The sequence below is a fragment of the Marinimicrobium hydrolyticum genome (genome assembly GCF_030848505.1).
In the GTDB taxonomy this organism is placed as follows: domain Bacteria; phylum Pseudomonadota; class Gammaproteobacteria; order Pseudomonadales; family Cellvibrionaceae; genus JAVDDU01.
Genome location: NZ_JAVDDU010000010.1, coordinates 50,828 through 73,085, shown reverse-complemented (window position 1 = coordinate 73,085; position 22,258 = coordinate 50,828). Strand labels below are relative to the sequence as shown.

The 22,258-nt window shown below is 52.1% G+C and carries 22 protein-coding genes; 20 read left to right on the top strand and 2 right to left on the bottom strand.

The genetic code is table 11. The annotated features are described in order from the left end of the window. Positions 1 to 25 precede the first annotated feature (25 nt). The 18 genes from RBH33_RS15135 to RBH33_RS15050 all read left to right on the top strand — a co-directional run bounded on the left by RBH33_RS15135 (position 26) and on the right by RBH33_RS15050 (position 15,578). A complete protein-coding gene (locus RBH33_RS15135) occupies positions 26 to 970 on the top strand; it encodes an ABC transporter permease (RefSeq protein ID WP_306733056.1) in 945 nt (314 codons plus the stop codon). Between the two features lie 393 nt (positions 971 to 1,363). After that, positions 1,364 to 1,531: a hypothetical protein gene (locus tag RBH33_RS15130; protein WP_306733055.1), complete on the top strand. Its 168-nt coding sequence runs from the start codon at positions 1,364 to 1,366 to the stop codon at positions 1,529 to 1,531. 147 nt (positions 1,532 to 1,678) lie between these two features. Then, on the top strand, positions 1,679 to 2,515 hold the full coding sequence (locus RBH33_RS15125) for an ABC transporter ATP-binding protein (RefSeq protein ID WP_306733054.1): 837 nt from the start codon (positions 1,679 to 1,681) through the stop codon (positions 2,513 to 2,515). Next, the gene (locus RBH33_RS15120; protein ID WP_306733053.1) at positions 2,515 to 3,117 is read left to right on the top strand and encodes an SCO family protein; all 603 of its coding nucleotides are present in this window, start codon (positions 2,515 to 2,517) and stop codon (positions 3,115 to 3,117) included. The genes RBH33_RS15125 and RBH33_RS15120 overlap by 1 nt, the downstream gene beginning before the upstream one ends. Continuing rightward, positions 3,110 to 3,619, top strand: coding sequence for a copper chaperone PCu(A)C (locus tag RBH33_RS15115; RefSeq protein WP_306733052.1), 510 nt, complete (start codon positions 3,110 to 3,112; stop codon positions 3,617 to 3,619). The genes RBH33_RS15120 and RBH33_RS15115 overlap by 8 nt, the downstream gene beginning before the upstream one ends. Beyond that, positions 3,609 to 4,316, top strand: coding sequence for a c-type cytochrome (locus RBH33_RS15110; RefSeq protein WP_306733051.1), 708 nt, complete (start codon positions 3,609 to 3,611; stop codon positions 4,314 to 4,316). The genes RBH33_RS15115 and RBH33_RS15110 overlap by 11 nt, the downstream gene beginning before the upstream one ends. A 93-nt stretch (positions 4,317 to 4,409) precedes the next feature. Then, complete coding sequence (locus tag RBH33_RS15105; RefSeq protein WP_306733050.1) at positions 4,410 to 5,183, top strand: GntR family transcriptional regulator; 774 nt, start codon at positions 4,410 to 4,412, stop codon at positions 5,181 to 5,183. Next, a complete protein-coding gene (locus tag RBH33_RS15100) occupies positions 5,180 to 6,913 on the top strand; it encodes a fumarate reductase/succinate dehydrogenase flavoprotein subunit (RefSeq protein ID WP_306733049.1) in 1,734 nt (577 codons plus the stop codon). The genes RBH33_RS15105 and RBH33_RS15100 overlap by 4 nt, the downstream gene beginning before the upstream one ends. A 23-nt stretch (positions 6,914 to 6,936) precedes the next feature. Next, positions 6,937 to 7,170 carry a 4Fe-4S dicluster domain-containing protein gene (locus RBH33_RS15095; protein ID WP_306733048.1) on the top strand — a complete coding sequence of 78 codons (234 nt, stop codon included), beginning with the start codon at positions 6,937 to 6,939 and terminating at the stop codon, positions 7,168 to 7,170. Between the two features lie 8 nt (positions 7,171 to 7,178). After that, positions 7,179 to 8,144 carry a HEAT repeat domain-containing protein gene (locus RBH33_RS15090; RefSeq protein ID WP_306733047.1) on the top strand — a complete coding sequence of 322 codons (966 nt, stop codon included), beginning with the start codon at positions 7,179 to 7,181 and terminating at the stop codon, positions 8,142 to 8,144. A gap of 11 nt (positions 8,145 to 8,155) precedes the next feature. Continuing rightward, on the top strand, positions 8,156 to 8,494 hold the full coding sequence (gene fdxA / locus RBH33_RS15085; protein WP_306733046.1) for a ferredoxin FdxA: 339 nt from the start codon (positions 8,156 to 8,158) through the stop codon (positions 8,492 to 8,494). A gap of 77 nt (positions 8,495 to 8,571) precedes the next feature. Further along, the gene (locus RBH33_RS15080) at positions 8,572 to 8,892 is read left to right on the top strand and encodes a DUF971 domain-containing protein (RefSeq protein ID WP_306733045.1); all 321 of its coding nucleotides are present in this window, start codon (positions 8,572 to 8,574) and stop codon (positions 8,890 to 8,892) included. Continuing rightward, entirely contained in the window at positions 8,885 to 9,961 is a 1,077-nt protein-coding gene (locus tag RBH33_RS15075) for a YeiH family protein (RefSeq protein ID WP_306733044.1), read from the top strand. Before RBH33_RS15080 ends, RBH33_RS15075 begins: the two co-directional genes overlap by 8 nt. A gap of 53 nt (positions 9,962 to 10,014) precedes the next feature. Next, a complete protein-coding gene (locus tag RBH33_RS15070; RefSeq protein ID WP_306733043.1) occupies positions 10,015 to 10,788 on the top strand; it encodes a ferredoxin--NADP reductase in 774 nt (257 codons plus the stop codon). A gap of 74 nt (positions 10,789 to 10,862) precedes the next feature. Continuing rightward, positions 10,863 to 11,972 carry an iron-sulfur cluster carrier protein ApbC gene (apbC, locus tag RBH33_RS15065; protein WP_306733042.1) on the top strand — a complete coding sequence of 370 codons (1,110 nt, stop codon included), beginning with the start codon at positions 10,863 to 10,865 and terminating at the stop codon, positions 11,970 to 11,972. A 25-nt stretch (positions 11,973 to 11,997) separates the two neighbouring features. Continuing rightward, positions 11,998 to 12,747 carry an electron transfer flavoprotein subunit beta/FixA family protein gene (locus RBH33_RS15060; protein WP_306733041.1) on the top strand — a complete coding sequence of 250 codons (750 nt, stop codon included), beginning with the start codon at positions 11,998 to 12,000 and terminating at the stop codon, positions 12,745 to 12,747. Continuing rightward, positions 12,747 to 13,721 (top strand): electron transfer flavoprotein subunit alpha/FixB family protein, encoded by a 975-nt coding sequence (locus RBH33_RS15055; RefSeq protein ID WP_306733040.1) that lies wholly within the window; start codon positions 12,747 to 12,749, stop codon positions 13,719 to 13,721. The genes RBH33_RS15060 and RBH33_RS15055 overlap by 1 nt, the downstream gene beginning before the upstream one ends. A gap of 216 nt (positions 13,722 to 13,937) precedes the next feature. After that, on the top strand, positions 13,938 to 15,578 hold the full coding sequence (locus RBH33_RS15050) for an electron transfer flavoprotein-ubiquinone oxidoreductase (RefSeq protein WP_306733039.1): 1,641 nt from the start codon (positions 13,938 to 13,940) through the stop codon (positions 15,576 to 15,578). A 57-nt stretch (positions 15,579 to 15,635) separates the two neighbouring features. On the opposite strand, the gene metH is transcribed toward RBH33_RS15050, so the two are convergent. Then, entirely contained in the window at positions 15,636 to 19,352 is a 3,717-nt protein-coding gene (gene metH, locus RBH33_RS15045; protein ID WP_306733038.1) for a methionine synthase, read from the bottom strand. 167 nt (positions 19,353 to 19,519) lie between these two features. Here metH and nfuA point away from each other — a divergent pair, with 167 nt between their 5' ends. Continuing rightward, positions 19,520 to 20,107 (top strand): Fe-S biogenesis protein NfuA, encoded by a 588-nt coding sequence (gene nfuA, locus RBH33_RS15040; RefSeq protein ID WP_306733037.1) that lies wholly within the window; start codon positions 19,520 to 19,522, stop codon positions 20,105 to 20,107. 174 nt (positions 20,108 to 20,281) lie between these two features. Further along, entirely contained in the window at positions 20,282 to 21,079 is a 798-nt protein-coding gene (locus RBH33_RS15035) for an undecaprenyl-diphosphate phosphatase (RefSeq protein WP_306733036.1), read from the top strand. A 70-nt stretch (positions 21,080 to 21,149) separates the two neighbouring features. Here RBH33_RS15035 and RBH33_RS15030 read toward each other — a convergent pair whose 3' ends face one another. After that, positions 21,150 to 22,220: a 3-deoxy-7-phosphoheptulonate synthase gene (locus RBH33_RS15030; RefSeq protein ID WP_306733035.1), complete on the bottom strand. Its 1,071-nt coding sequence runs from the start codon at positions 22,218 to 22,220 to the stop codon at positions 21,150 to 21,152. Between the last annotated feature and the right edge of the window lie 38 nt (positions 22,221 to 22,258).

Here is a 22,258-nt window from a genome sequence, read left to right as displayed (position 1 = left end):
CGCGAACGATAAACGAAACGAGTGCATGAATATGAGAGCAGCATATTTAGACAAAGCGGAGAGTAATGTCGACGGCAGTGATGTTGCCGGTTCAATGGGTAAGCAGAAGGCCTTAGGAGTGGGGAGTATTGCCGACGGACCCTTGGATCCAATGGCTCATAGAAACTCTGTTTTATACAAGCTTGCACATTTATTTGGACAGCTTCCTATTCGGGCTATCGCAGTCGGGGCGATATCAGTAACTATCGGTCTATTTCTCTGGCACTGGGCTACCCTCTATAAATTCAACTATTTTGTGAATTTCGAGCATGTCCCCGCTCCGTTGCTTGTGGGGGATGCGTTTTCCAGACACTTCTTTGATCCTGCGTTTCACACTCACGTACTTGTGAGCCTGCGTAGGATATTTTTTGCCTACAGCATAGCGGTAGTTCTTGGCATCGTAATTGGTTTGATAGTGGGCCGTTCGCGCACAGCTCGATCTGCGATACTTCCCTATATCGAAATTATACGACCCATTCCTGCGGTAGCGTGGATTCCGCTAGCCATTCTTATGTGGCCGACGGAAGAAGCATCGATTATTTACATCACCTTGCTGGGAGCGCTATTTCCAATAATTCTGAATACCGTGCACGGTGTTGAGCAAACCCCAGAGGTTTTGGTCCGTGCAGCACAATCACTTGGAGCAAATCGTGCCCAGGTTTTCTGGCATGTCGTGCTGCCGGCAGCCATGCCGAGCATCGCCGCAGGCTTGGCCATTGGCATGGGTATCAGTTGGTTCTCCCTGCTGGCCGGGGAAATAATTTCTGGTCAGTTCGGTATCGGCTACTTTACTTGGCATGCCTACTCAATGATTAACTACACAGATATCGTGGTTGGAATGTTAGTTATTGGGGCGCTGGGTTCATTGTCCACATACTTGGTCAGACTCATTACCAGGCCCATGCTGCGCTGGAATAGAAAACTGAGGTAGTGATGTCATGGCTAGAATTGCGTCCGTCATCGTACGAACTATTGCAAACAATGCCTTGCGTTGGTGGTTAATAGCGATTGGGCTAACTCTATCTTATTACATGTTTCTCATGCTGAGTTTAGTAGTGCGATTTGGGAGTCTTCCTAACTACGTCAACTTTTACGACTGGATATCCAGCATTCGAATGATTATTTCATCTACGCCGTCCTTGAGGGACCAAATCTATATTATCCGGCAAGAGTGGCTTGTCGAAATTGGATATATGAACTACGACTTCGGTCTGGGTTTATCGGAGTGGAGCCTGGTTCTAGCGCCCGCAAAAATGTTGGCAGTCTTCGTTCTTAGTGCTCTAGTAGCGACCTACGTGTTATTGATTAGAGGCCGGAGAAAGTCATGTTCTACTTTCTTGGCGAGAACGTCTGGTGCTACAGCTGGCATGGGTGCAGGTTGCGTCGGCGTAGCATCGATAAGCTTGTACTGGGTGGTTTGTTGTTCGACGCCTACCTGGGTTGTTGGCCTTGCTATGTTGGGTTTAGGGGTATCAACTTCTCTTTGGATTGAACCGATCGGACCTTGGCTTAGCTCAATCGGATTTACCTTGCTTATTATCAGTGTATATGTGGCTGCATCTCAGAGTGTTTCTGGTGATGAGTTGTCGGAATCCAAAGAAATTGGGAGAACAAGATGAACTTAGGTGGCGTAGTGTCGATGGAAAAGAAAGCAGGACGACGACTGGGAGAAAAGCAGTCTACGTCTAAAGGGCAAATCAGCATAGACAATGTAAGTATTTCATTTGGTTCAGGACTAACAAAGAAGCTTGCAATAACAGAGACAACCTTGAACATAACTCCTGGAGAGTTTGTATGCATACTTGGTCCATCCGGGTGCGGAAAGTCAACTCTTTTGAATGCTGTGGCTGGCTATGTAAGTCCCTCCTCAGGGAAAATTCTGGTTGATGGAAAACCCGTGAAAGGCCCATCCCCTGAGAGAGGGATGGTCTTTCAGCAGTACTCCCTTTTTCCATGGAAAACTGTTCATGACAACATCGCCTTTGGTCCCAGGATTGCCGGATATAGTTCCACAGAATGTAAGTCAATCGCCAACACTTTGCTGTCTATGATCGGTTTGTCAAACTCGGCTAAGTGCCTTCCAGGAGAGCTTTCTGGTGGTATGCAGCAACGTGTTGGTATTGCCAGAGCATTGGCAAATTATCCAAGTGTCCTGTTGATGGACGAGCCGTTCGGAGCCCTGGACGCGCAGACTCGACTGATGATGCAGGAAAGCCTTCTCAATATCTGGTCGGAGTTCGGCACGACAGTACTTTTCATCACTCACGATGTGGATGAAGCGATATTTCTCGCAGACCGAGTACTTGTGATGAGTGCAAGTCCAGGCTCAATAATTTCTGATTTCCGAGTTGGCCTGGAGAGGCCTCGGAACCCAGAGATATCCACTTCGGAAGAATTTATCGAGCTCAAAAAGCAATGCCTTTCACAGATCCGTTCAGAAAGTCTTAAGGCCTTTGAAGGCTCGGGAGGACACTGATGAAAGTCTCATTAGGCTTTACTCTTTTGTTTACGCTATCCCTGGTCTCAGCTTGGACTTTAGGTGCCAGCCAGTACAAACAGGTCAAGCCACCCAAGACGCTTCCAGAGTTTTCGATGGAGGATCAGTATGGTGAGAAATTTGGGTTAGACGCTCTAAAGGGCCACTGGTCAATCATATTTGTCGGTTTCACCACCTGTCCGGATGTCTGTCCATTTACTCTGGCCAATCTTGAGGCCGTTCGGGCTGACTTGAGCTTGAGAGTTCGGCCGGACCGGCTGCCTAGAGTTATCTTTCTTGCCGTCGACCCTGATAGGGACCGCGCTGTGCTAGGGGAATATCTGGAATATTTTCATCCGAATTATATCGGTATTACCGGGGAAAAAGAACAGATAGACACCTTGATCAAAGGGCTGGGAAGTTTCTACAGATTGGCAAAGCGAGGCGCCGATGACATGAACTACGACGTGGTTCACGCAGCTACTGTTTATATAACTAATCCGCAAGCTGAAGTGGTGGCTGAGATGAATCCACCCTTCGATCCAGTTGCGACAGGTGAGTATCTCTTCAACATAATACGCGGAGTTAAGTTTAATGACTGACTTGAAACGGTATTTGCTCGCCGGGGTTGTAATCGCCTCTCTCAGCGCTTGTGGATCCGGTACCGATGAAGTTGCCGGGGCTGGTTATTTAACAATCACAGATGCCTGGTCGCCGCTGGCACCATCAACGGTAAATGTAGCGGCTGGCTATTTCGTGGCATCCAACCTCTCAAGCGATTCAGTGACTATCGTAGAGGCAACAAGTCCGGCTTACAGTGAAGTCGCTTTACACCGATCGTTCATTGAGGACGGCCTGGTTCATATGGGTGGAGTCAACCAGATTTCGGTTGAAGCCGGCGATAAGGTCGAGTTTTCTCCGGGCGGATTGCATTTGATGTTGAAGCGTCCAGATCGGCGTTATAGCGTCGGCGATCAGTTCCCCGTATCACTGCATTTTTCCAACGGCGAAAACGTGACTTTCAACATGCAAGTCAAACGCCGGGAACAGGCCGCCAATGAGGCGACAGGCCTGGAAATGGATCATTCACATCATGGGCACTAGTCTTACTCAAGTTTCATGCTTTGACTGGTGCGAAGTTAAGAGTGTTGAAGCCCGAAACTTAAAGTCCGTTAGAAGCTTGGCGCGCAGCGCAGTACTTCTGGGTGCCATGTTCTCTTCCGGTGCCCTGGCCGGGATGATCGACAAAGAGGGGATGGAGGCCTGGGAAACATGTGCCCTGTGCCACAACTTCGATGGGATCAGTCCCATGCCGAAGTTTCCCAAGCTAGCGGCACAAAAGCACGACTACCTTAAAAAGCAGTTCATGGATTTTCACACCCAGAGCCGCACCAACGACGGTGGTCAGATGGTTGCCATTACCACTGAGATAAAACTCTCTGACGTGGATGACGCCGTCGCCTATTTTGCACGCTTGCCACCCCCCGAGCCAGCGCCATTGGCGGAGTCCGAGCGCTCCCTGTACGAGGCTGGTCGCAGATTGTTCCAGGAGGGAGTGGAGGGTGGGAAGCCCTGTGCAGAGTGCCATGCACGTGCAGACTCTCCAGCGCCTTGGCTGTTTACCCAGCATCGGGATTATCTGGTCAAACAGCTGCGAGATTTTCAAAGCGGAGACCGAACCAACGATGGAGGTGTGATGCGGAGCATTGTTGGGGCCCTGAGTGAAGGCGATATAAAGACGGTCGCGACCTATCTAGGTTCTACGCCTCTTGAGGTTGAAAAAAGTGCCAAAAGTTACTGAAATAGGTGATAAATAGCTTGTAATAACTGGTTATGATAAGTAGTATTTTAGGTAGGGTAAAAAATGCCAACTTCCGATTTTGAGTAGCTAACTATGGACCAAGCTGGCCGAGACATGACACCACACAAGCCTCTTTATCTTCAGATAAAGGACGAGCTCAAAAAGCAGATTCTGAGTGGCGAATATGGGCCATACCAGCGCCTGCCCTCGGAAAGCGAACTAAAGCAACGCTATGGAGTGAGTCGAATCACCGTACGTCAGGCTTTAAGGGATCTGCATAGCGAGGGGCTGATTTTTACCTCGCAAGGTAAGGGTACGTTTGCGAGCAAGCCGAAAGTCATGCAGGACGTACAACACCTGGAGGGTTTGGCGGAGGCCATGGTAGCGCAAGGGTACGACACCTCGGCACGTTTACTGAGTATCCGAGAAGTGAAACCGAGTAAGGATGTGCAGGAAAAGTTGGAGCTGCAACCAAAGGAAAACGCCGTTGAGGTTATTCGGGTCCGTTACCTCAATCGTCAACCAATTTCCGTCGATACATCCTACTTTCCTTTGGAAATTGGCAAGAAATTATTTTCCAAAAACTTGGAAGGAGACATCTTCCCGATGTTGGAAAATGATTTACGCATTTCCTTGGGCCGTGCAGAGATCAGTCTGGAAGCACGCCCTGTTGGCGCCGACAATGCCGCGCTTTTGGAAATGGAAAGCGGCAGTCCCATCATGTGGGTGCAGCGTCTAACACGAGATAAAAACGACCGTCCCATCGACTATGAGTATTTGGCGGTAAGAGGCGATTCTTACAAATACAGGTTCCAAGTTGAGCGCGACCCGCTTAGAAGTGCACACAACCACGAGGATATGAAATGACTCTCCCCGACGACATTCCTGTCACAGACGTTGATGTATTGGTAATCGGTGGTGGTACCGCTGGTCCCATGGCAGCTGTTACAGCGAAAGAGAAAAACCCCGACGCCAAGGTTCTATTGCTGGAGAAGGCAAACGTTAAACGTTCGGGTGCCATTAGTATGGGTATGGATGGCCTCAATAATGCGGTAGTGCCAGGCCACTCCACCCCGGAAGATTACGTGAAGGAAATCACCATTGCCAACGATGGCATCGTGCTTCAAAAAGGTGTGATGGCCTACGCTGAGCGATCTTACGAGATGATTCAGCAACTTGATAGCTGGGGCGTATATTTCCAGAAGGATGAGACGGGCGAGTACGACATGAAGAAGGTTCACCATCTGGGAACCTACGTTCTGCCCATGCCTGAAGGTCACAACATCAAGAAGATCCTGTACCGGCGATTGCGCCGGCATCGGGTGATCGTTGAAAACCGTTATCAGGCGATACGTCTCCTGAAAGACAAAACCGGTACCGTTTCTGGTTGTATTGCACTGGGAACCCGAGACGCAGACGTCATAGTGATTCGGGCTAAATCCGTCATCCTATGCACAGGTGCTGCCGGCCGCATTGGTTTGCCCGCTTCCGGATACCTGTTTGGTACCTATGAGAACCCCTCAAACTGCGGAGATGGCCACTCCATGGCCTACCATGTGGGCGCCGAACTCAGTGGGTTGGAGTGTTACCAGATAAACCCCTTGCTCAAGGATTACAACGGTCCAGCGTGTGCCTACGTTACCGGCCCTTTGGGTGGCTATACCGCCAATGCGCACGGCGATCGCTTCATCGAATGCGACTACTGGAGTGGTCAAATGATGATGGAGTTTTACAACGAGCTGCAGGGTGGAAACGGCCCAGTGTTTCTGAAGCTAGATCATTTGGCAGAAGAGACGATCCAGGAGATCGAGCACGTTCTGCACACCAACGAGCGGCCAAGTCGAGGCCTTTTCCACGACGGGCGGGGCACGGACTACAGGAGCAAGATGGTCGAAATGCACATTTCTGAAATCGGATTTTGTGCAGGCCACTCCGCTTCAGGTGTATGGATCAATGAGAAAGGTGAGACCACTGTCCCCGGGCTTTATGGGGCAGGCGACATGGCGAGCATCCCCCACAGTTATATGCTGGGTGCGTTTGTCTACGGAAAAATTTGTGGTGAAAATGCGGTTGAGTTTGCCCGCAATCGGGAGCTTCCAGAGCTGGATGTGGATTTTATTGTCGCAGAGAAAGAGCGCATTCTAGCTCCGCTTAAGCGCACTGACGGAATTCCTCCCAATCAATTTGAGTACAAGGTTCGTCGCCTAGTTAATGACTATCTGCAGCCTCCCAAGATTACCAAAAAGATGGATATTGGCTGGCAGCGCATAAAAGACATGGAAGCCGATATTTCCATGCTCTATGCGCGCGATGCTCATGAGCTACTGAGAGCCAATGAAGCTCAACATATCTGGGATTGCGCCCAGATGGCAGCGTGCGCATCGCTCTACCGGCAGGAAAGTCGTTGGGGTCTCTATCATCACTATGTGGATTACCCTGAAACCAACAACGAAGACTGGTTTTGCCACGTTCAACTTTATAAAGACGAGAAGGGGCAAATGGCTTGCCATACCCGGCCCGTTGAGCCCTACGTTGTCGAGTTGGACGAAGTTGAGAAAAACGCGTATCAACAGTTGCGTGTCAGTCAAGCGGGTTAATCTTTTTTACTGGGAGTATCACCATGCCTACTGCTTCACAAATATCAACGGTTCCCGTACTAGTTGATGAGGATAAGTGTATAGCCGACAAGGGCTGTCGAACCTGCATTGATGTATGTCCTTTGGATGTTCTTTGGATCAATGAGGAAACCGGCAAGGCCCACATGAAGTATGACGAGTGTTGGTATTGCATGCCGTGCGAGGCGGATTGCCCGACGGATGCTGTTACCGTAACTATCCCTTACTTGCTGAGATGAGGCCCGATATGCCAATGTATTCCGATCCACATTTAAACTCGATAGCCACTCGTCTCAGCGATGAAGATCCAGGCATACGCCGCGTAGCGGTAATGGATCTTGTTGACAGCCCCGAAGACGAGGCGGTCAAGCTTTTGATCGCCGCGCTCAGCGACGAAGACGAATCTGTGCGTCTGGAAGCTGCCAAGGTTATCGACGAGTTCGATCCCCGAGAAATGATGAGTTCCTTGGTGGATGCACTCACTTCCGACGACGAAAATGTGCGCAACGCTGCTGCCAGCGCACTGGCAGATCTGAAGGACACCAGCGCAGCACCGGCGCTTCTGGAAGCGTTGAAAGAGGATGACCCCTTTGTCCTGTCCGCCATACTGCGAGCGCTGAAACAACTTCGTCTGACGAGCGCCCGCCCTTACGCAATTGAGCTTCTGGGTAACTCTCACCCTAGCGTACGTCGTGAGGCTGTGGGTGTGCTGGGCTATCTGCAAGAGGTAGAGAATCTACCCCAGCTGATGTCTGTTGCCCACAGCGATCCAGACCCTGAGGTACGTCGAGCAGCCGTAGGCACACTGGTGTATGCAACCGCTGAGCAGGTGGGGGAAGCCCTGGTCTCTGCACTAGATGACGAAAACTGGCGAGTGCGAGTTGAGGCCATTAAGGGCTGCGGGCGTTTGCACGTCCAGAGTGCTATCGATCCACTGATAGTCGCCACCAGCGATGACCGGTGGGAAATCCAGGAACAATCGGCAGATTCACTGGGCAAGCTTAAAGCCGTCAAGGCTGTTGACGCTCTGGGGGCCTGTCTTGGAAATCCAATCTCCAATGTCCGAAAAACAGCGGTGGCTGCGATGGGCGAAATTGCCGATGCTAGCGCACTGCCTTACGTAACCTCTGCCTTGGACGACAACGATCCCGACGTGCGCAAATTAGCGCGCTGGGCGAAAGAACAAATCGCTTCTGCTGACTTAGCTGTTTAGGAGGGTAGGCCATGACTTTTGTCGTAACCGAGCAGTGTATACGCTGTAAATATACCGACTGTGTGGATGTTTGCCCTGTCGACTGCTTTCATGAGGGACCCAATTTCCTTGTCATCGACCCGGAGGTCTGTATTGACTGTGCACTCTGCGTTCCAGAGTGTCCCATCGATGCGATTTACGAAGAGAGTGACTTGCCTGAAGAGTACGCTGACTTCATCCAGATTAATGCGGAGCTTGCGAAGCAGTGGCCGGAAATTACCGCGACCCAGGATCCTCTCCCAGATGCCGAAACCTGGGCGGATCAGCCCGACAAGCGTCGCTTTCTGATTCTTGAGGCGGAAGATGGTTAGGTCAGGTTTTTCTTTTTAAGCTTTCAACTTGTCATGACAAGTGGTCATAAAACAGCGTTTTCTTCAGAGGCAGGCGAATGAACAGAGAGACGTTTCAACCAGCCCAGATCCAGCATCGGCGGAAAGAAGGCGTGGTGACCATTGTCTGGCGCCACGGAGAAACCAGCTCTATCACGGGTGAGGATCTGCGCCGTTACTGTGCCTGTTCTGAATGTCGGGCCAAAGAAAAAATTGGCTTACGAAAAACAGGGGAGGCCAATGACGTTGTTCGCCTGGAGTTGATGGGCACTACGGGAATGCAGGTCGTCTTCGCCGATGGACACGACCGTGGCATCTATCCGTGGGAATACCTCTATCGCATCGGTCAGGACGAAGCCATGGAGTACTTGTATGCGTGAAGCTGACCCATCGGTTGATCGTTATATGCTGGCCAAGTTCAGCGCTGCGCGCCGTATTGGTGTTCAGCTTACCCCGGGCCTGTGTTTCTCCATTGTTTTGGTTTTGGCGGCCAGCTATATCAGTGACCGCTATGGCAGCCCCCAAATTCTGATGGCGCTATTGCTGGGGATGGCATTCAACAGTATCTCAAAGCATAAAGAGTTTTCCGCGGGAATCGATTTCTGTGCAAAAAATGTTCTTCGTTTTGGTGTGGCTCTGCTGGGTGCCCGAATTAGTTTTGAGCAGGTTCATTCACTAGGCATTGGGCCGGTTGCGGTGGTTCTGCCAGTGGTTATTGCCACCTTTGTGTTTGGGCTGCTGTTGGCGGCTATGTTGAAGATCGATCGAACCAAGGCACTGATCTCCGCTGCCGCTGTGGCGATTTGTGGCGCCTCCGCCGCTCTCGCCGTTGCAGCCGTGTTGCTGCATACAGAAAAGCGGGGCAGCCAGAGTACCGGCTGCGAAAATTCTATGGACCAACACCTTCTGTGTACTTTGGTGGGTGTTGCGGGGCTGAGCACCATAGTGATGGTTGTCTATCCGGGTGTTCTGGTCAGCATGGGCTTGTCCGTCGAACAAATGGGTATCTTTTTGGGTGCCAGTATTCATGACGTGGCTCAAGTCGTTGGTGCGGGACACATGATTTCCGATGAGGTGGCGGAGCTAGCCACATATACGAAGATGTTGAGGGTGGGCATGTTGGTTCCGGTGGTCATGATCATTGCTCTCATGTTCCGCCGAACAGAACCCAACGATCGATCCAAGTGCGCGAAATTTCTGTCTGTGTTTCCACCGTTTATTATCGCATTTCTGGCGTTTATGGTTTTCGCAAACATGAGTGTCATGCCGGGCTCTGTTGTTGAGGCCGCGGGAGATATGTCTCGCCTTTGCCTGATCATCGCGATGGCCGCTTTGGGAACAAAAACCAATCTGGTGGAAATGTGGAACATGGGCATTAAGCCGCTTTTGTTGCTGGTGTTGAATACGATTTTTATCGCTGGTCTAGCTCTAGTGTTGATTCTTTACTAGAGCTTGAAAGCTTACAAGTATATTTAATATAGACAATGCAATAGGAGTACACCATGGCAAATCTGCGTACCGAAACCGTAACGGAAGTGCATCACTGGAACGAAAGCTTGTTTAGCTTCAAGTCAACCAGGGATATGTCGTTTCGTTACAAAAACGGCCACTTTACCATGATTGGTCTTGACGACAATGGAAAACCACTGCTTCGCGCCTACAGTATCGTAAGCGCGAACTATGAGGAGCAGCTTGAATTCTTCAGCATCAAGGTACCCGATGGGCCGCTTACCTCGAAGCTTCAGCATCTAAAGGTTGGGGATGAGATCTATATCAGCCACAAACCAACTGGAACCCTGACAACGGATAATCTGCTTCCCGGTAAGAACTTATACATGTTCAGTACTGGTACCGGATTGGCGCCGTTTCTAAGCATCATTCGGGATCCAGAAGTATATGAACTTTACGACAAGATCATACTGACCCACGGTGTCCGTACGGTTGATGAATTGGCGTACCGAGAAATGATTACCTCTCAATTGCCGAATCACGAGTACTTTGGCGAATATGTTCAGGAAAAGCTTCTTTACTATCCCACAGTGACTCGCGAGCCCTACCAAAACCAGGGCAGACTGACTGACCTGATCGAGTCCGGAAAGCTATTCCAGGATTTGGGCATGCCCCCGTTAAACCCGGAGGTAGATCGGGCAATGGTATGTGGCAGCCCAGCGATGCTGAAGGATACGTGCAAAATTCTCGAAAATCTCGGCTTTCGGGAATCCCGCCATGGCGAGTTGGGTGAATATGCGATCGAGCGTGCGTTTGTTGAATCATAATGTCGTTATTGTCGGCTGAGAAATCCTGAATTTACCAAGTACCCAGTGTGCGAACCATCAACGGAGTAATTGCTATGTTGACTGAATGTAAGCTAACCAGAAGTGAGACAGAAGAATCCGTGCACGAGGTGCTAGATCAGATCAATGATCCGTTTTTACAGCAGAGCTATCGAAGCCTGGGTGCTATAGATTCTATTCGTGTCGACGGAAGCAAGGTTTACGTTAAGCTGAAGCTGGGAATCAAGGTGGCATCGCAGGAAAACGCCATTGCCATGCTAGTGCGAGCGGCGCTTGCCCGGGCCGGCATTGCCAATTGTCAGGTTGAGGTTTCCAGCTCGGTGCTGCACTGTCCGAGTCGAAACAAGGGGAATCTGAGTGATGTCAAAAATATTGTGATGGTGGCCTCAGGGAAGGGTGGAGTTGGCAAGTCTACAACCGCCGTCAATCTGGCCCTGGCTCTACAGGCTGAAGGTGCGCAAGTAGGCATCATGGATGCTGACATCTATGGCCCGAGCCAGAGAACCATGCTGGGCATCCCCGACGGGGAAAAGCCTGATCTAATTGCCAATCAGTTCTTACAGCCCATTGAGCGACTCGGCGTAAAGTCCATGTCTGTCGGGTATATGTCCGCGGCAAAAACTCCCATGGTATGGCGTGGTTCCATGGCGGTCAGGGCACTGCAACAGCTATTCGAGCAAACTCTTTGGGGCGAGCTGGACTACTTAATTGTCGATATGCCTCCCGGGACCGGCGACATTCAAATATCCCTGGCTCAGCAGTTCAATATAGCCGGGGCTGTGGTGGTAACGACGCCTCAAGAAGTAGCACTTGTCGATGCTCGAAAAGGTGTTGAAATGTTTAATAAGGTCAACATCCCGGTGTTGGGTGTAGTGGAGAACATGGCCACTCATGTTTGCGCCAAGTGCGGCCACGAAGAGTCCATTTTCGGGTCCGAGGGCGCGTCGTGTATGGCATTGGAATATGGTGTTCCTGTATTGGGGTCGCTGCCTCTCGATAAACGAATCTGTGAGAACGCGGATGCAGGCTTACCGACGGTCGCCAGTGACCCGACCGGCACCTTAGCCAGGGCGTTTTTCGATCTGGCCAACCAGACCGCGGCTCAGCTTTGGAAACAGAACCTGGAGCAGTCGGCGGGGCCAGAAATTCGAATCGTCGAGATCTAACCGTTTTCCAATGGGAACAGGAATCATGAAAGTACTGGTAGCAATCAAACGTGTGGCGGATGTTAACGTAGTCGTTCGCCCCAATTCTGAAGGCAACGATGTCGAATTGACCAATGTCAAAATGGCAATCAATCCTTTTTGTGAAATAGCGGTTGAAGAGGCCGTTCGCCTGAAGGAATCAGGGGTCGCCACAGAAGTAGTGGCGGTGTGTATTGGCCCAGCCAAGGCGCAGGAGCAGATCAGGGCAGCAATGGCGATTGGAGCTGATCGCGGAGTTATCGTGGAGACCGACGAGAACCTGGAGCCTCTGGCTATTGCCAAGTGCCTCAAGGCGGTCTATGACCAGGAATTACCTCAGTTGATTATGTTCGGAAAACAATCCGTTGATGGCGACAACAACCAGACTGGGCAGATGTTTGCTGCGCTAGCGGGAATACCTCAAGGTACTTTCGCCTCGGCACTGGTAGTAGCGGACGGTAAAGCAACGGTTACCCGCGAGATTGACGGAGGCGCACAGACGGTGGAGTTATCGCTGCCCGCGGCGGTAACGGCAGATCTGCGCTTGAACGAGCCCCGTTACGCTTCACTGCCGCAAATTATGAAAGCGAAAAAGAAATCGATCGAAACCATACCTTTTGCGAGCTTAGGGGTGGATGGAACTCCTCGTCTGAAGGTTGTGACGGTATCAACCCCGGATAAACGTCGCGCGGGAACAAAAGTTTCCAGCGTTGAAGAACTTGTGGACAAACTGAGAAGCGAAGCGAAGGTGATCTGATGAAAACACTTATCTATGCTGAACACGACAACCAGGCCCTGAAGAGCTCCACTCTCAACGCAGTGACGGCGGGCCTTGAGCTGGGGCAGGAGTTACACCTTCTTGTGGTTGGGCATGGTTGTGGTGCGGTTGCAAACGCTGCCCGCAACATCCAGGGTGTCTCAGCCGTACTGGTGGCAGATGCGCCAGTTTATGATTATCAACTGCCTGAGAACGTGGCCCCCTTGCTGGAGAAACTGACTTCCAAGTACAGCCATATTTTGGCACCAGCCACAACCACGGGAAAGAACATCATTCCTCGCGCTGCCGCCCTGGCTGATGTTCAACCAATTGCTGATGTGGTCGGTATAGAAACGACTGAAACTTTTGTCCGACCCATCTATGCAGGTAACTTGGTGGCAAAGGTTAGTTCTACCGATAGCGTCAAGATGATGACAATTCGTACCAGCGCATTTGAAGCAGCAGCCTATTCGGAAAACCCCTGTGAGATTGAGGAGCTGTCTTTCGAATTCGATGCCGGGCTTTCCACCGTTGTCGGTCAAGATCTGGCTACATCTGATCGTCCCGAATTGACCACAGCGCGCGTCGTGGTTTCAGGTGGGCGGGCCCTACAGAGTGCCGAGAATTTTCAGATTTTGTACAGCTTGGCGGATAAACTGGGTGGCGCTGTAGGTGCCTCGCGTGCGGCGGTGGACGCAGGCTATGTCCCGAATGATCTACAGGTTGGGCAAACTGGAAAAATTGTATCGCCAGAGCTCTACATTGCGGTGGGTATATCCGGCGCAGTTCAGCACCTGGCGGGCATGAAAGACTCAAAGGTAATTGTGGCTATCAATAAAGATGAAGATGCGCCCATTTTCGAAGTCGCAGACTATGGCTTGGTCGCAGACCTTTATGAAGCTGTGCCGGAGTTGGAAGCCCTGTTGACAGCTTACGGTGTTGAAGTGGATGCGCCGGTTGCCGTATCCGCTTAGCGCGCTGCAACGATCACGGCATCAACGGTAGGAGACCGTCGATGCCTAGGGGAGGCTGGGAACCCGTCGCCTCATTGTAAACCTCCTCTAAGTGTGGCCGCCCCTTATTGCGGCCTGGACCCGGCTACCTCCTATCCAAAGATGTGAACCGGAGGTAGCCCGGGTTCTTTTTTTGAAATAGACCTATACACGTTTCTACCGCTGAAGGGGAATCCAATGGCTCGCGAATCCATGCCGTATGACGTTGTCATTGTTGGCGCTGGCCCGGCGGGCCTCAGTGCTGCATGTCGACTCAAGCAAATCGATACCAACCTCAGCGTATGTGTTGTTGAGAAGGGCTCGGAGGTGGGGGCGCATATTTTATCGGGCGCTGTCTTCGAGCCCAGGGCACTTGCGGAGCTTTTCCCCGACTACCTGGAACGAGGTGCGCCACTGTTGACGCCAGTGACCAGTGATGAAATCTATGTATTTCAATCCGGGGAAAAGTCCCTAAAGGTACCTGCTTTCCTTACTCCCTCCACCATGCACAACCAGGGCAACTACATTATTAGCCTTGGCAACCTTTGCCGTTGGCTCGCGGAACAGGCGGAGGCCTTGGGTGTGGAAATCTTTCCCGGCTTTGCCGCGGCGGAAGTCCTCTATGATGGCGACAACCGGGTAATAGGTATTGCAACGGGTGATATGGGAGTCTCAGCCACCGGAGAGGCTAAGGATACTCATATGCCCGGTATGGAGTTGCACGCAAAGTACACACTTTTCGCTGAAGGTTGTCGTGGCGAGCTGGGAAAACAGCTGATTGCAAAGTTCAACCTCTCCCAGGGTATGGATCCTCAGCATTACGGACTGGGAATAAAAGAGCTGTGGGAAATTCCAGAGAAGAATCACAGGGCCGGCTTGGTAGTGCATACCGCTGGTTGGCCACTGACCGAAACCGGAAGCACTGGAGGAGGCTTTCTCTACCATGTTGGCAAGAATCAAATCGCTGTTGGATTGATCACCGATCTCTCCTATAGCAACCCCCTCGTCAATCCATTCGAAGAGTTTCAACGCTATAAGCACCAACCACAGATCCAGAAACATCTTGCTGGAGGAAAACGTGTGGCTTACGGTGCTCGTGCTATTGCCAAAGGTGGCCTGCAGAGCTTGCCCAGGATGATCTTCCCCGGTGGACTTTTGATCGGGGACGATGCAGGAACACTAAATTTTGCAAAGATCAAAGGCACTCATACCGCAATGAAGTCCGCCTTGGTCGCAGCTGAATCCGTGGCCCACGCCATTATCGACAACCGGGCGCACGATCAGCTCGACGAATTCGAAGATGCCTGGCGGAATTCATGGGCCTGGCAAGAGCTTTATCAACAGCGCAATTTTGGCCCGGCGCTACACAAGTGGGGTACCGTGTTAGGCGCTGCATACGCGTATCTAGACATCAACATCTTTCGAGGCCGACTGCCCTGGACGCTTTCTGACCCTATACCGGATCATGCAGCGCTCAAACCCAAAGCAAAGGTTGAGCCCATCACATATCCCAAGCCCGACAGTATTTTGAGTTTCGACTTGCCGTCGTCAGTGTATCTGGCCAATACCAGCCACGAAGAAGATCAACCCTGCCATTTGCGCTTAGCCTCGCCAGAATTGCCCATGCAGAAAAACTACCCCATATACGGCGAGCCAGCTCAGCGTTACTGTCCTGCAGGCGTGTACGAGGTTTTGGAGAATGCAGGAGGTGATGCCTACCTTCAGATCAACGCCCAGAACTGCATACACTGCAAAACCTGCGATATTAAAGATCCGCAGCAGAATATAACCTGGGTCTCCCCTGAAGGGGGCGGGGGTCCGAACTACCCCAGCATGTGATCCAGATGCTCCCAGGCAATATCCGCCCGAAGGCGACGGGGTGGTTAGCGAGGCTGATCACTCAGCCCCAGGTTCATAGCCCAAAACTGGACTTAGCCAACGCTCTTGCTCGGCAATCGTTGTTCCTTTGCGTTCGGCTAGGCTTTTGATTTGGTCTTTCTCTATCTTACCTACGGCAAAGTAATCGGACTCCGGGTGGGAGAAATACCAGCCGGATACAGCGGCGGTGGGGTACATGGCGAAGCTTTCGGTGAGTATAAGACCGGTGTTCTTTTCCGCCTCCAAAAGCTTAAACAGCGTGGCTTTCTCCGTGTGATCCGGGCAGGCAGGGTAGCCAGGAGCGGGGCGGATGCCGGTGTATTTTTCCTTGATCAACTCTTCATTACTAAGTTGCTCTTCCGGCTCATAGCCCCAGAACTCCGTTCGCACCCGTTGGTGCAGATGCTCAGCGAAAGCTTCCGCCAAGCGATCCGCTAAAGCCTTTACCATAATACTGTTGTAATCGTCGCCGGCTTTTTCGTATTCTTTGGCCAACTCTTCTGCGCCAATGCCGGACGTTAGCGCAAAGCCGCCGACGTAATCGCTCTTGCCGCTGTTTTTAGGCGCAACAAAATCCGCTAACGAGAAGTTCGGTTTCTTGTTGCCGGCTTTCTGTTGTTGTTGGCGAATGTGATGCAAGGTGCTGATTTGCTCGCCTTGATCGTTGTACACCGCAATATCATCGTGGTTCACACTGTTAGCGGGCCAGAAGCCGATAACCGCATTGGCCTTAAGAAGTTTTTCGTCGATTAGCTTGCTCAACATATTCTGAGCGTCCTGGAAGAGGCTGCGCGCCGCTTCGCCTACCACTTCGTCGTCCAGAATACGCGGATATTTACCGGCCAGATCCCAGGAGATAAAGAACGGCGTCCAATCGATGAAAGGCACCACTTTGTCTAGCGGGTAGTCTTCAAACACTTTGACCCCCGTGAAGGTCGGCTTAGGCGGTGTGTAGTTGTCCCAATCCAATTTGGGGCCGTGCTCAATGGCGTCGGGGTAGGTGCGCAGAGTGCCGCGCGGCTTGCGGTTGGCGTTGCGTACCCGCACGGCTTCATACTCGGCTTTGATGTCGGCGACAAACTTGTCCCGCAGGTCATCGGACAGCAAATTGCTGGCTACGCTTACTGAGCGTGAGGCGTCGGCCACATAAACCACTTGGTTTAAACTGTAAGCCGGTTCAATTTTTACCGCGGCGTGAGCCTTGGACGTTGTGGCGCCGCCGATCATCAGGGGTTTGTTAATCCCCCGGCGCTGCATCTCTCTGGCTACGGTCACCATCTCGTCTAGTGAGGGAGTGATCAGGCCTGATAAGCCGATAATATCGCAGTTCTCATTCACGGCGGTTTCAAGAATTTTGTCGGTGGGTACCATTACCCCCAGATCCACTACGTCGTAGTTATTGCACTGCAACACCACGCCGACGATATTTTTTCCAATATCGTGTACATCACCTTTAACCGTGGCCATGAGAATCTTGCCGTTAGGCTTGGTAGCCTCGGTTTTTTCTTCTTCAATATAGGGTTGTAGGTAAGCAACCGCCTGTTTCATAACCCGGGCGGACTTCACCACTTGAGGCAAAAACATCTTGCCGTCGCCAAACAGATCGCCCACCACATTCATGCCGTCCATGAGCGGACCTTCGATCACGTCCAAAGGTTTTTTGGCCTGAACGCGGGCGTCCTCTGTATCTTCAATGATGTAGGCGGTGATACCTTTAACCAGTGCGTGTTGAATACGCTTGTTCACTGGCCAGCTGCGCCACTCCAAGTCTTCTTTCTTCTCGCCACCAGAACCATCGCCGCGGTACTTTTCCGCAATCTCCAGCAGTGCGTCGGTGCCTTCGGGTGTGCGGTTGAGAATGACGTCCTCGACGCGATCCTTCAGCTCAGCGGGCAAGTCATCGTACACGGCCAGCTGACCGGCGTTGACGATACCCATGTTCAAACCGGCTTTGATGGCATGGTACAAAAACACCGAGTGAATGGCTTCGCGTACCGGATTGTTGCCACGGAAGGAAAATGAAACATTGGACACGCCGCCGCTCACACCAGCGTGGGGTAGGTTTTCACGAATCCAGCGCGTGGCTTCAATAAAGTCCACGGCGTAGTTGTTGTGCTCTTCAATGCCCGTTGCCACGGCAAAAATATTCGGGTCAAAAATAATGTCCTGGGGTGCAAAGCCGACTTTGTCCACCAGTACCCGGTAGGAGCGCTCGCAGATTTCGCGCTTGCGTGCGGCAGTATCGGCTTGACCCTGTTCATCAAACGCCATCACCACCACAGCGGCACCGTAGCGCTGACACAGGCGCGCGCGTTCAACAAATTCCGCTTCGCCTTCTTTCAAACTAATGGAGTTGACGATGGGTTTGCCCTGAATACATTTCAGACCCGCTTCGATCACTTCCCATTTGGAGGAGTCCACCATAATGGGTACGCGGGAGATATCCGGCTCACCGGCGATCAGGTTGAGAAAGCGGACCATTGCCTGCTCGGAATCGAGCATGGCTTCGTCCATATTGATGTCGATAACCTGCGCCCCGTTTTCCACCTGTTCCAGGGCGACTTCCAGGGCAGTACTGTAATCCTCTTCCACAATCAAACGCTTAAAGCGCGCCGAGCCGGTGACGTTACAGCGCTCACCCACGTTCACAAAGAGTGAGTCTTTGGTGATGTTGAACGGCTCAAGGCCGGATAGCCGGCAGGCGGGTTCAATATCTGGAAGAGGGCGGGGCGGGTATTGGCCCACAGCTTCGGCAATGGCCTGAATGTGTTCCGGGGTGGTGCCGCAACAACCGCCGATAATATTCACCAGGCCACTTTTAGCGAACTCCTCTACGATCTCCGCCATTTCCTCTGGCGTTTGGTCATATTCTCCGAACTCATTGGGGAGGCCGGCATTGGGGTGCGCCGAGGTATAACAGCTCGCGACGCGTGACAGCTCCTGTACGTACTGACGCAGTTCTTCGGCACCCAGGGCGCAGTTCAAACCCATGCTGAGTGGTTGGGCGTGGGCCAGTGAGTTGTAAAACGCTTCTGTAGTTTGTCCGGACAGTGTGCGGCCTGAGGCATCGGTAATGGTGCCGGAAATCATAATCGGCAGCTCGAAACCCACTTGATCAAAGTACTTCTTAACGGCAAATACAGCGGCTTTTGCGTTCAGGGTGTCGAAAATGGTTTCGATCAGAATCAAGTCCGAGCCGCCACGCACCAGCCCGTCCATGGATTCCATGTAGTTTTCCACCAACACGTCAAAGGTGACGTTGCGCGCGCCGGGGTCGTTCACATCTGGGGAAATAGAAGCGGTGCGGCTGGTAGGGCCCAAAACACCGGCCACAAAACGCGGCTTATCCGGAGTATCAGCACTTTGGTCATCGGCAACGCTGCGGGCCAGGCGAGCGGCGGCCAGGTTCAGCTCGTGGCTGAGGTGTTCCATCTCGTAATCCGCCATGGACAAGCGGGTCGAGTTGAAGGTGTTGGTTTCAATGATATCTGCGCCGGCGTCCAGGTAACCCTGATAAATCTCTTTGAGCATGGTCGGCTGGGTAATGGCCAGCAGGTCGTTGTTGCCAGCCACGTCCAGGTGGTATTCGGCAAAGCGTTCACCCCGGTACTGGGCTTCAGTCAGCTTAAGGCTCTGAATCATGGTGCCCATGCCGCCGTCCAGAATCAGGATGCGTTTGCGTAGCGCACTGTGAAGGGCGTCCAGACGGGCTTGGCGTGCGGGATCGATGCTCATAAGTACCTGGTATGTCGCGGAAAAAGCGGGGATTTTAACAGATTTGGGCGGGCAGCGGGGTGGAGAGTTCGGCAGCTTGAGCGCTAGGCGGCCTTTGTTTCCGGAGCCAGTTGCAGTAGAATACCTGACTAAATCAATCAGGTATCGGAGTTCAAGCTATTACCGCCATGGTCAACGTTGAAATTACTGAATCCGCGCAGCAGTACCTCAAAGAACTTTTGGACAAACAAAAGGACAGCGAGGGGATCGGCATCCGTATGTTTGTGGCCAATCCTGGCACCCCACAGGCGGAGACGTGTATAGCCTATTGTCGTCCCGGTGAGGAAAAAGAAGAGGACGAGGTGGTCGAGTTGACCGGCTTTAAGGCCTATTTTGAGGAGCGCAGCTTGCCGTACCTGGAGCAGGCCAAAGTTGATTACGCCCCGGACCGTATGGGTGGCCAGCTAACCATTCGGGCGCCCAACTCCAAAATGCCGCAAGTCAATGACGACAGCCCGCTGGAAGATCGCATTAATTACATTTTGTACAACGAAGTGAATCCCGGCCTGGCATCTCATGGCGGCAACGTCAGCCTAGTGGAGGTCACCGATGACAACTTTGCGGTGCTGCAGTTTGGCGGAGGTTGTCAGGGCTGTGGTGCGGTTGAAGTTACTCTTAAAAATGGCGTGGAAGTGGCGCTAATGGACAAGTTGCCTGAATTGAAGGGCATTCGAGATGTCACCGATCACAGTGACCGCTCCAACGCCTATATTTGATTGATCCGCCAGAGCCGGCCAGTTAATTTGGCCGGCTACTTCTCTTCGAGTTTTTGACCTTCTACGCGCGTCATCCTCTACAGCTGAGGGGAGTTTTGGCGCCCCGCATAGCCCCGCACGCCGTTCTATGATAAAAAGCCGACACTTTTCCTCGATCACTACGGGAGCGTACCGATGGATTGGCTGCAGGTAATTTTACTTTCGATCATTCAGGGCCTAACCGAGTTTCTACCAGTTTCAAGCTCTGCGCACTTGATACTTCTGTCCGTGTTGACCGAATGGGACGACCAGGGCCTGGCGTTCGATGTGGCTTTGCATTTGGGTACTTTGGCAGCGGTGTTGGTGTACTTTCGCAAAGATTTAATACTCATGACCCGAAGCTGGTTCAGCTCACTGCGCACCCGCCAGCTGGATAGCGAAGCGCGCCTGGCTTGGGCAGTGATCTTAGGCACCATCCCCGTTGGCCTGGCCGCTCTGGCCTTTAGGGGCCAAATTGAAACGGTGTTGCGTTCACCGCTATATATTGCGGCGGGTCTGATCGTGTTCGGTCTGCTGTTGGGTTGGGCGGACTGGCGCCATAAGGGTACCCGTTCGGAATACCAGATCAATTGGAAAGACGTGCTGGTGGTAGGTTGCGCGCAGGCACTGGCGTTATTTCCCGGTACGTCGCGCTCCGGAATTACCATAACGGCGGCTTTGATGCTTGGAATGAGCCGGGAAGGGTCGGCGCGATTTTCTTTTTTGCTGTCGATACCGGTGATTGTGTTGGCCTGTGGTCTGGAAACGGTGACTCTGATGCAGGCTCAGGTGCAGGTGAATTGGTTGCCGATGGCGGTGGGTGTGCTTTTGTCGGGAATTAGCGCGTTTTTGTGTATCCACTACTTTTTGGCGTTTATCAAACGCATTGGCATGATGCCGTTTGTGGCGTACCGGCTGGTATTGGGTGTGATTTTGATTTGGATGTTTGTCTGATCACTTAACGCAAAAGGGTGGGCCATGCCCACCCTTCAAGTCTCTATAAAAATCCTTTTGTTACAGTAGGTTATGCTCTATTTTTCATGTAACTTTTAATCTTTTCATGCATCGCGAGCAGTGTTTTTTCTGTGGTTTCCCAATCGATACATGCATCGGTAACTGACACACCGTACTCCAAATCCGCCAAGTTCTCGGGGATTTTTTGGTTGCCCGCTCCCAGGTGACTTTCCACCATCAGGCCGATGATGGAGGTGTTGCCCTCCACGATCTGATTGGCCACATTATCCATCACCAGCGTTTGTAGCTCATGATTTTTGTTGGAGTTGGCGTGACTGCAGTCCACCATGATGTTCACGGGGACACCGGCTTTTTCCAGTTCCTGCTCGCACACAGCCACACTCACTGAATCGTAGTTGGGCTTGCCGTTGCCACCGCGCAGCACCACATGGCCGTACTTGTTGCCGCGAGTGTGCACAATCGACACCTGACCCTCGGTGTTTATGCCGAGGAAACGATGCGGTTTGGAAACTGACTGTAGGGCGTTAATGGCCACCGTTAGGCCACCGTCGGTGCCGTTTTTAAAGCCTACGGCAGACGAGAGTCCGCTGGCCATCTCCCGGTGAGTCTGGGATTCCGTGGTACGCGCACCAATAGCTGACCAGCTGATCAAGTCCTGGAGGTATTGCGGAGAAATGGGATCCAAAGCCTCGGTAGCGGTAGGCAAGCCGATTTCTGCAATGTCTTGCAGCAGTTCCCGACCAATGTGCAAACCTTCCTGGATTTTAAAGGAATCGTTCAGGTAAGGGTCGTTGATCAGGCCTTTCCAGCCGGTGGTGGTACGTGGCTTCTCGAAGTAGACGCGCATGACCACATAAATGCTTTCGCTGACCTTCTCAGCTAGACCCTTAAGACGCTTGGCGTATTCTTTGGCCGCTTTCACATCGTGGATGGAGCAGGGGCCAATGACCACGAACAGGCGCGGATCTTTCCGGTCGAGGATGTTGCGAATGGTTTCCCGGCCTTCAGTTACTACCTGCTTGGCCTTTTCGCTCATGGGCAGTTTGCTTTTGAGTTCGGCGGGGGAAATCAGCAGCTCTTGGGAAACTACGTTGAGGTCGTCTACTTGCGTGTCGGTCATGAATAGGTCCAAAAAATCAGAGTTCTTACATTAAGCCT

Coding starts and splice junctions, on each gene's coding strand:
- RBH33_RS15130 (WP_306733055.1), top strand. CDS start 1,364: ATGTTCTACTTTCTTGGCGAGAACGTCTGGTGCTACAGCTGGCATGGG.
- RBH33_RS15095 (WP_306733048.1), top strand. CDS start 6,937: ATGCCTACTGCTTCACAAATATCAACGGTTCCCGTACTAGTTGATGAG.
- RBH33_RS15135 (WP_306733056.1), top strand. CDS start 26: ATGAATATGAGAGCAGCATATTTAGACAAAGCGGAGAGTAATGTCGAC.
- RBH33_RS15070 (WP_306733043.1), top strand. CDS start 10,015: ATGGCAAATCTGCGTACCGAAACCGTAACGGAAGTGCATCACTGGAAC.
- RBH33_RS15105 (WP_306733050.1), top strand. CDS start 4,410: ATGGACCAAGCTGGCCGAGACATGACACCACACAAGCCTCTTTATCTT.
- RBH33_RS15055 (WP_306733040.1), top strand. CDS start 12,747: ATGAAAACACTTATCTATGCTGAACACGACAACCAGGCCCTGAAGAGC.
- apbC (WP_306733042.1), top strand. CDS start 10,863: ATGTTGACTGAATGTAAGCTAACCAGAAGTGAGACAGAAGAATCCGTG.
- RBH33_RS15060 (WP_306733041.1), top strand. CDS start 11,998: ATGAAAGTACTGGTAGCAATCAAACGTGTGGCGGATGTTAACGTAGTC.
- RBH33_RS15115 (WP_306733052.1), top strand. CDS start 3,110: ATGACTGACTTGAAACGGTATTTGCTCGCCGGGGTTGTAATCGCCTCT.
- RBH33_RS15100 (WP_306733049.1), top strand. CDS start 5,180: ATGACTCTCCCCGACGACATTCCTGTCACAGACGTTGATGTATTGGTA.
- RBH33_RS15035 (WP_306733036.1), top strand. CDS start 20,282: ATGGATTGGCTGCAGGTAATTTTACTTTCGATCATTCAGGGCCTAACC.
- fdxA (WP_306733046.1), top strand. CDS start 8,156: ATGACTTTTGTCGTAACCGAGCAGTGTATACGCTGTAAATATACCGAC.
- nfuA (WP_306733037.1), top strand. CDS start 19,520: ATGGTCAACGTTGAAATTACTGAATCCGCGCAGCAGTACCTCAAAGAA.
- RBH33_RS15075 (WP_306733044.1), top strand. CDS start 8,885: ATGCGTGAAGCTGACCCATCGGTTGATCGTTATATGCTGGCCAAGTTC.
- RBH33_RS15110 (WP_306733051.1), top strand. CDS start 3,609: ATGGGCACTAGTCTTACTCAAGTTTCATGCTTTGACTGGTGCGAAGTT.
- RBH33_RS15090 (WP_306733047.1), top strand. CDS start 7,179: ATGCCAATGTATTCCGATCCACATTTAAACTCGATAGCCACTCGTCTC.
- RBH33_RS15120 (WP_306733053.1), top strand. CDS start 2,515: ATGAAAGTCTCATTAGGCTTTACTCTTTTGTTTACGCTATCCCTGGTC.
- RBH33_RS15125 (WP_306733054.1), top strand. CDS start 1,679: ATGGAAAAGAAAGCAGGACGACGACTGGGAGAAAAGCAGTCTACGTCT.
- RBH33_RS15080 (WP_306733045.1), top strand. CDS start 8,572: ATGAACAGAGAGACGTTTCAACCAGCCCAGATCCAGCATCGGCGGAAA.
- RBH33_RS15030 (WP_306733035.1), bottom strand. CDS start 22,220: ATGACCGACACGCAAGTAGACGACCTCAACGTAGTTTCCCAAGAGCTG.
- metH (WP_306733038.1), bottom strand. CDS start 19,352: ATGAGCATCGATCCCGCACGCCAAGCCCGTCTGGACGCCCTTCACAGT.
- RBH33_RS15050 (WP_306733039.1), top strand. CDS start 13,938: ATGGCTCGCGAATCCATGCCGTATGACGTTGTCATTGTTGGCGCTGGC.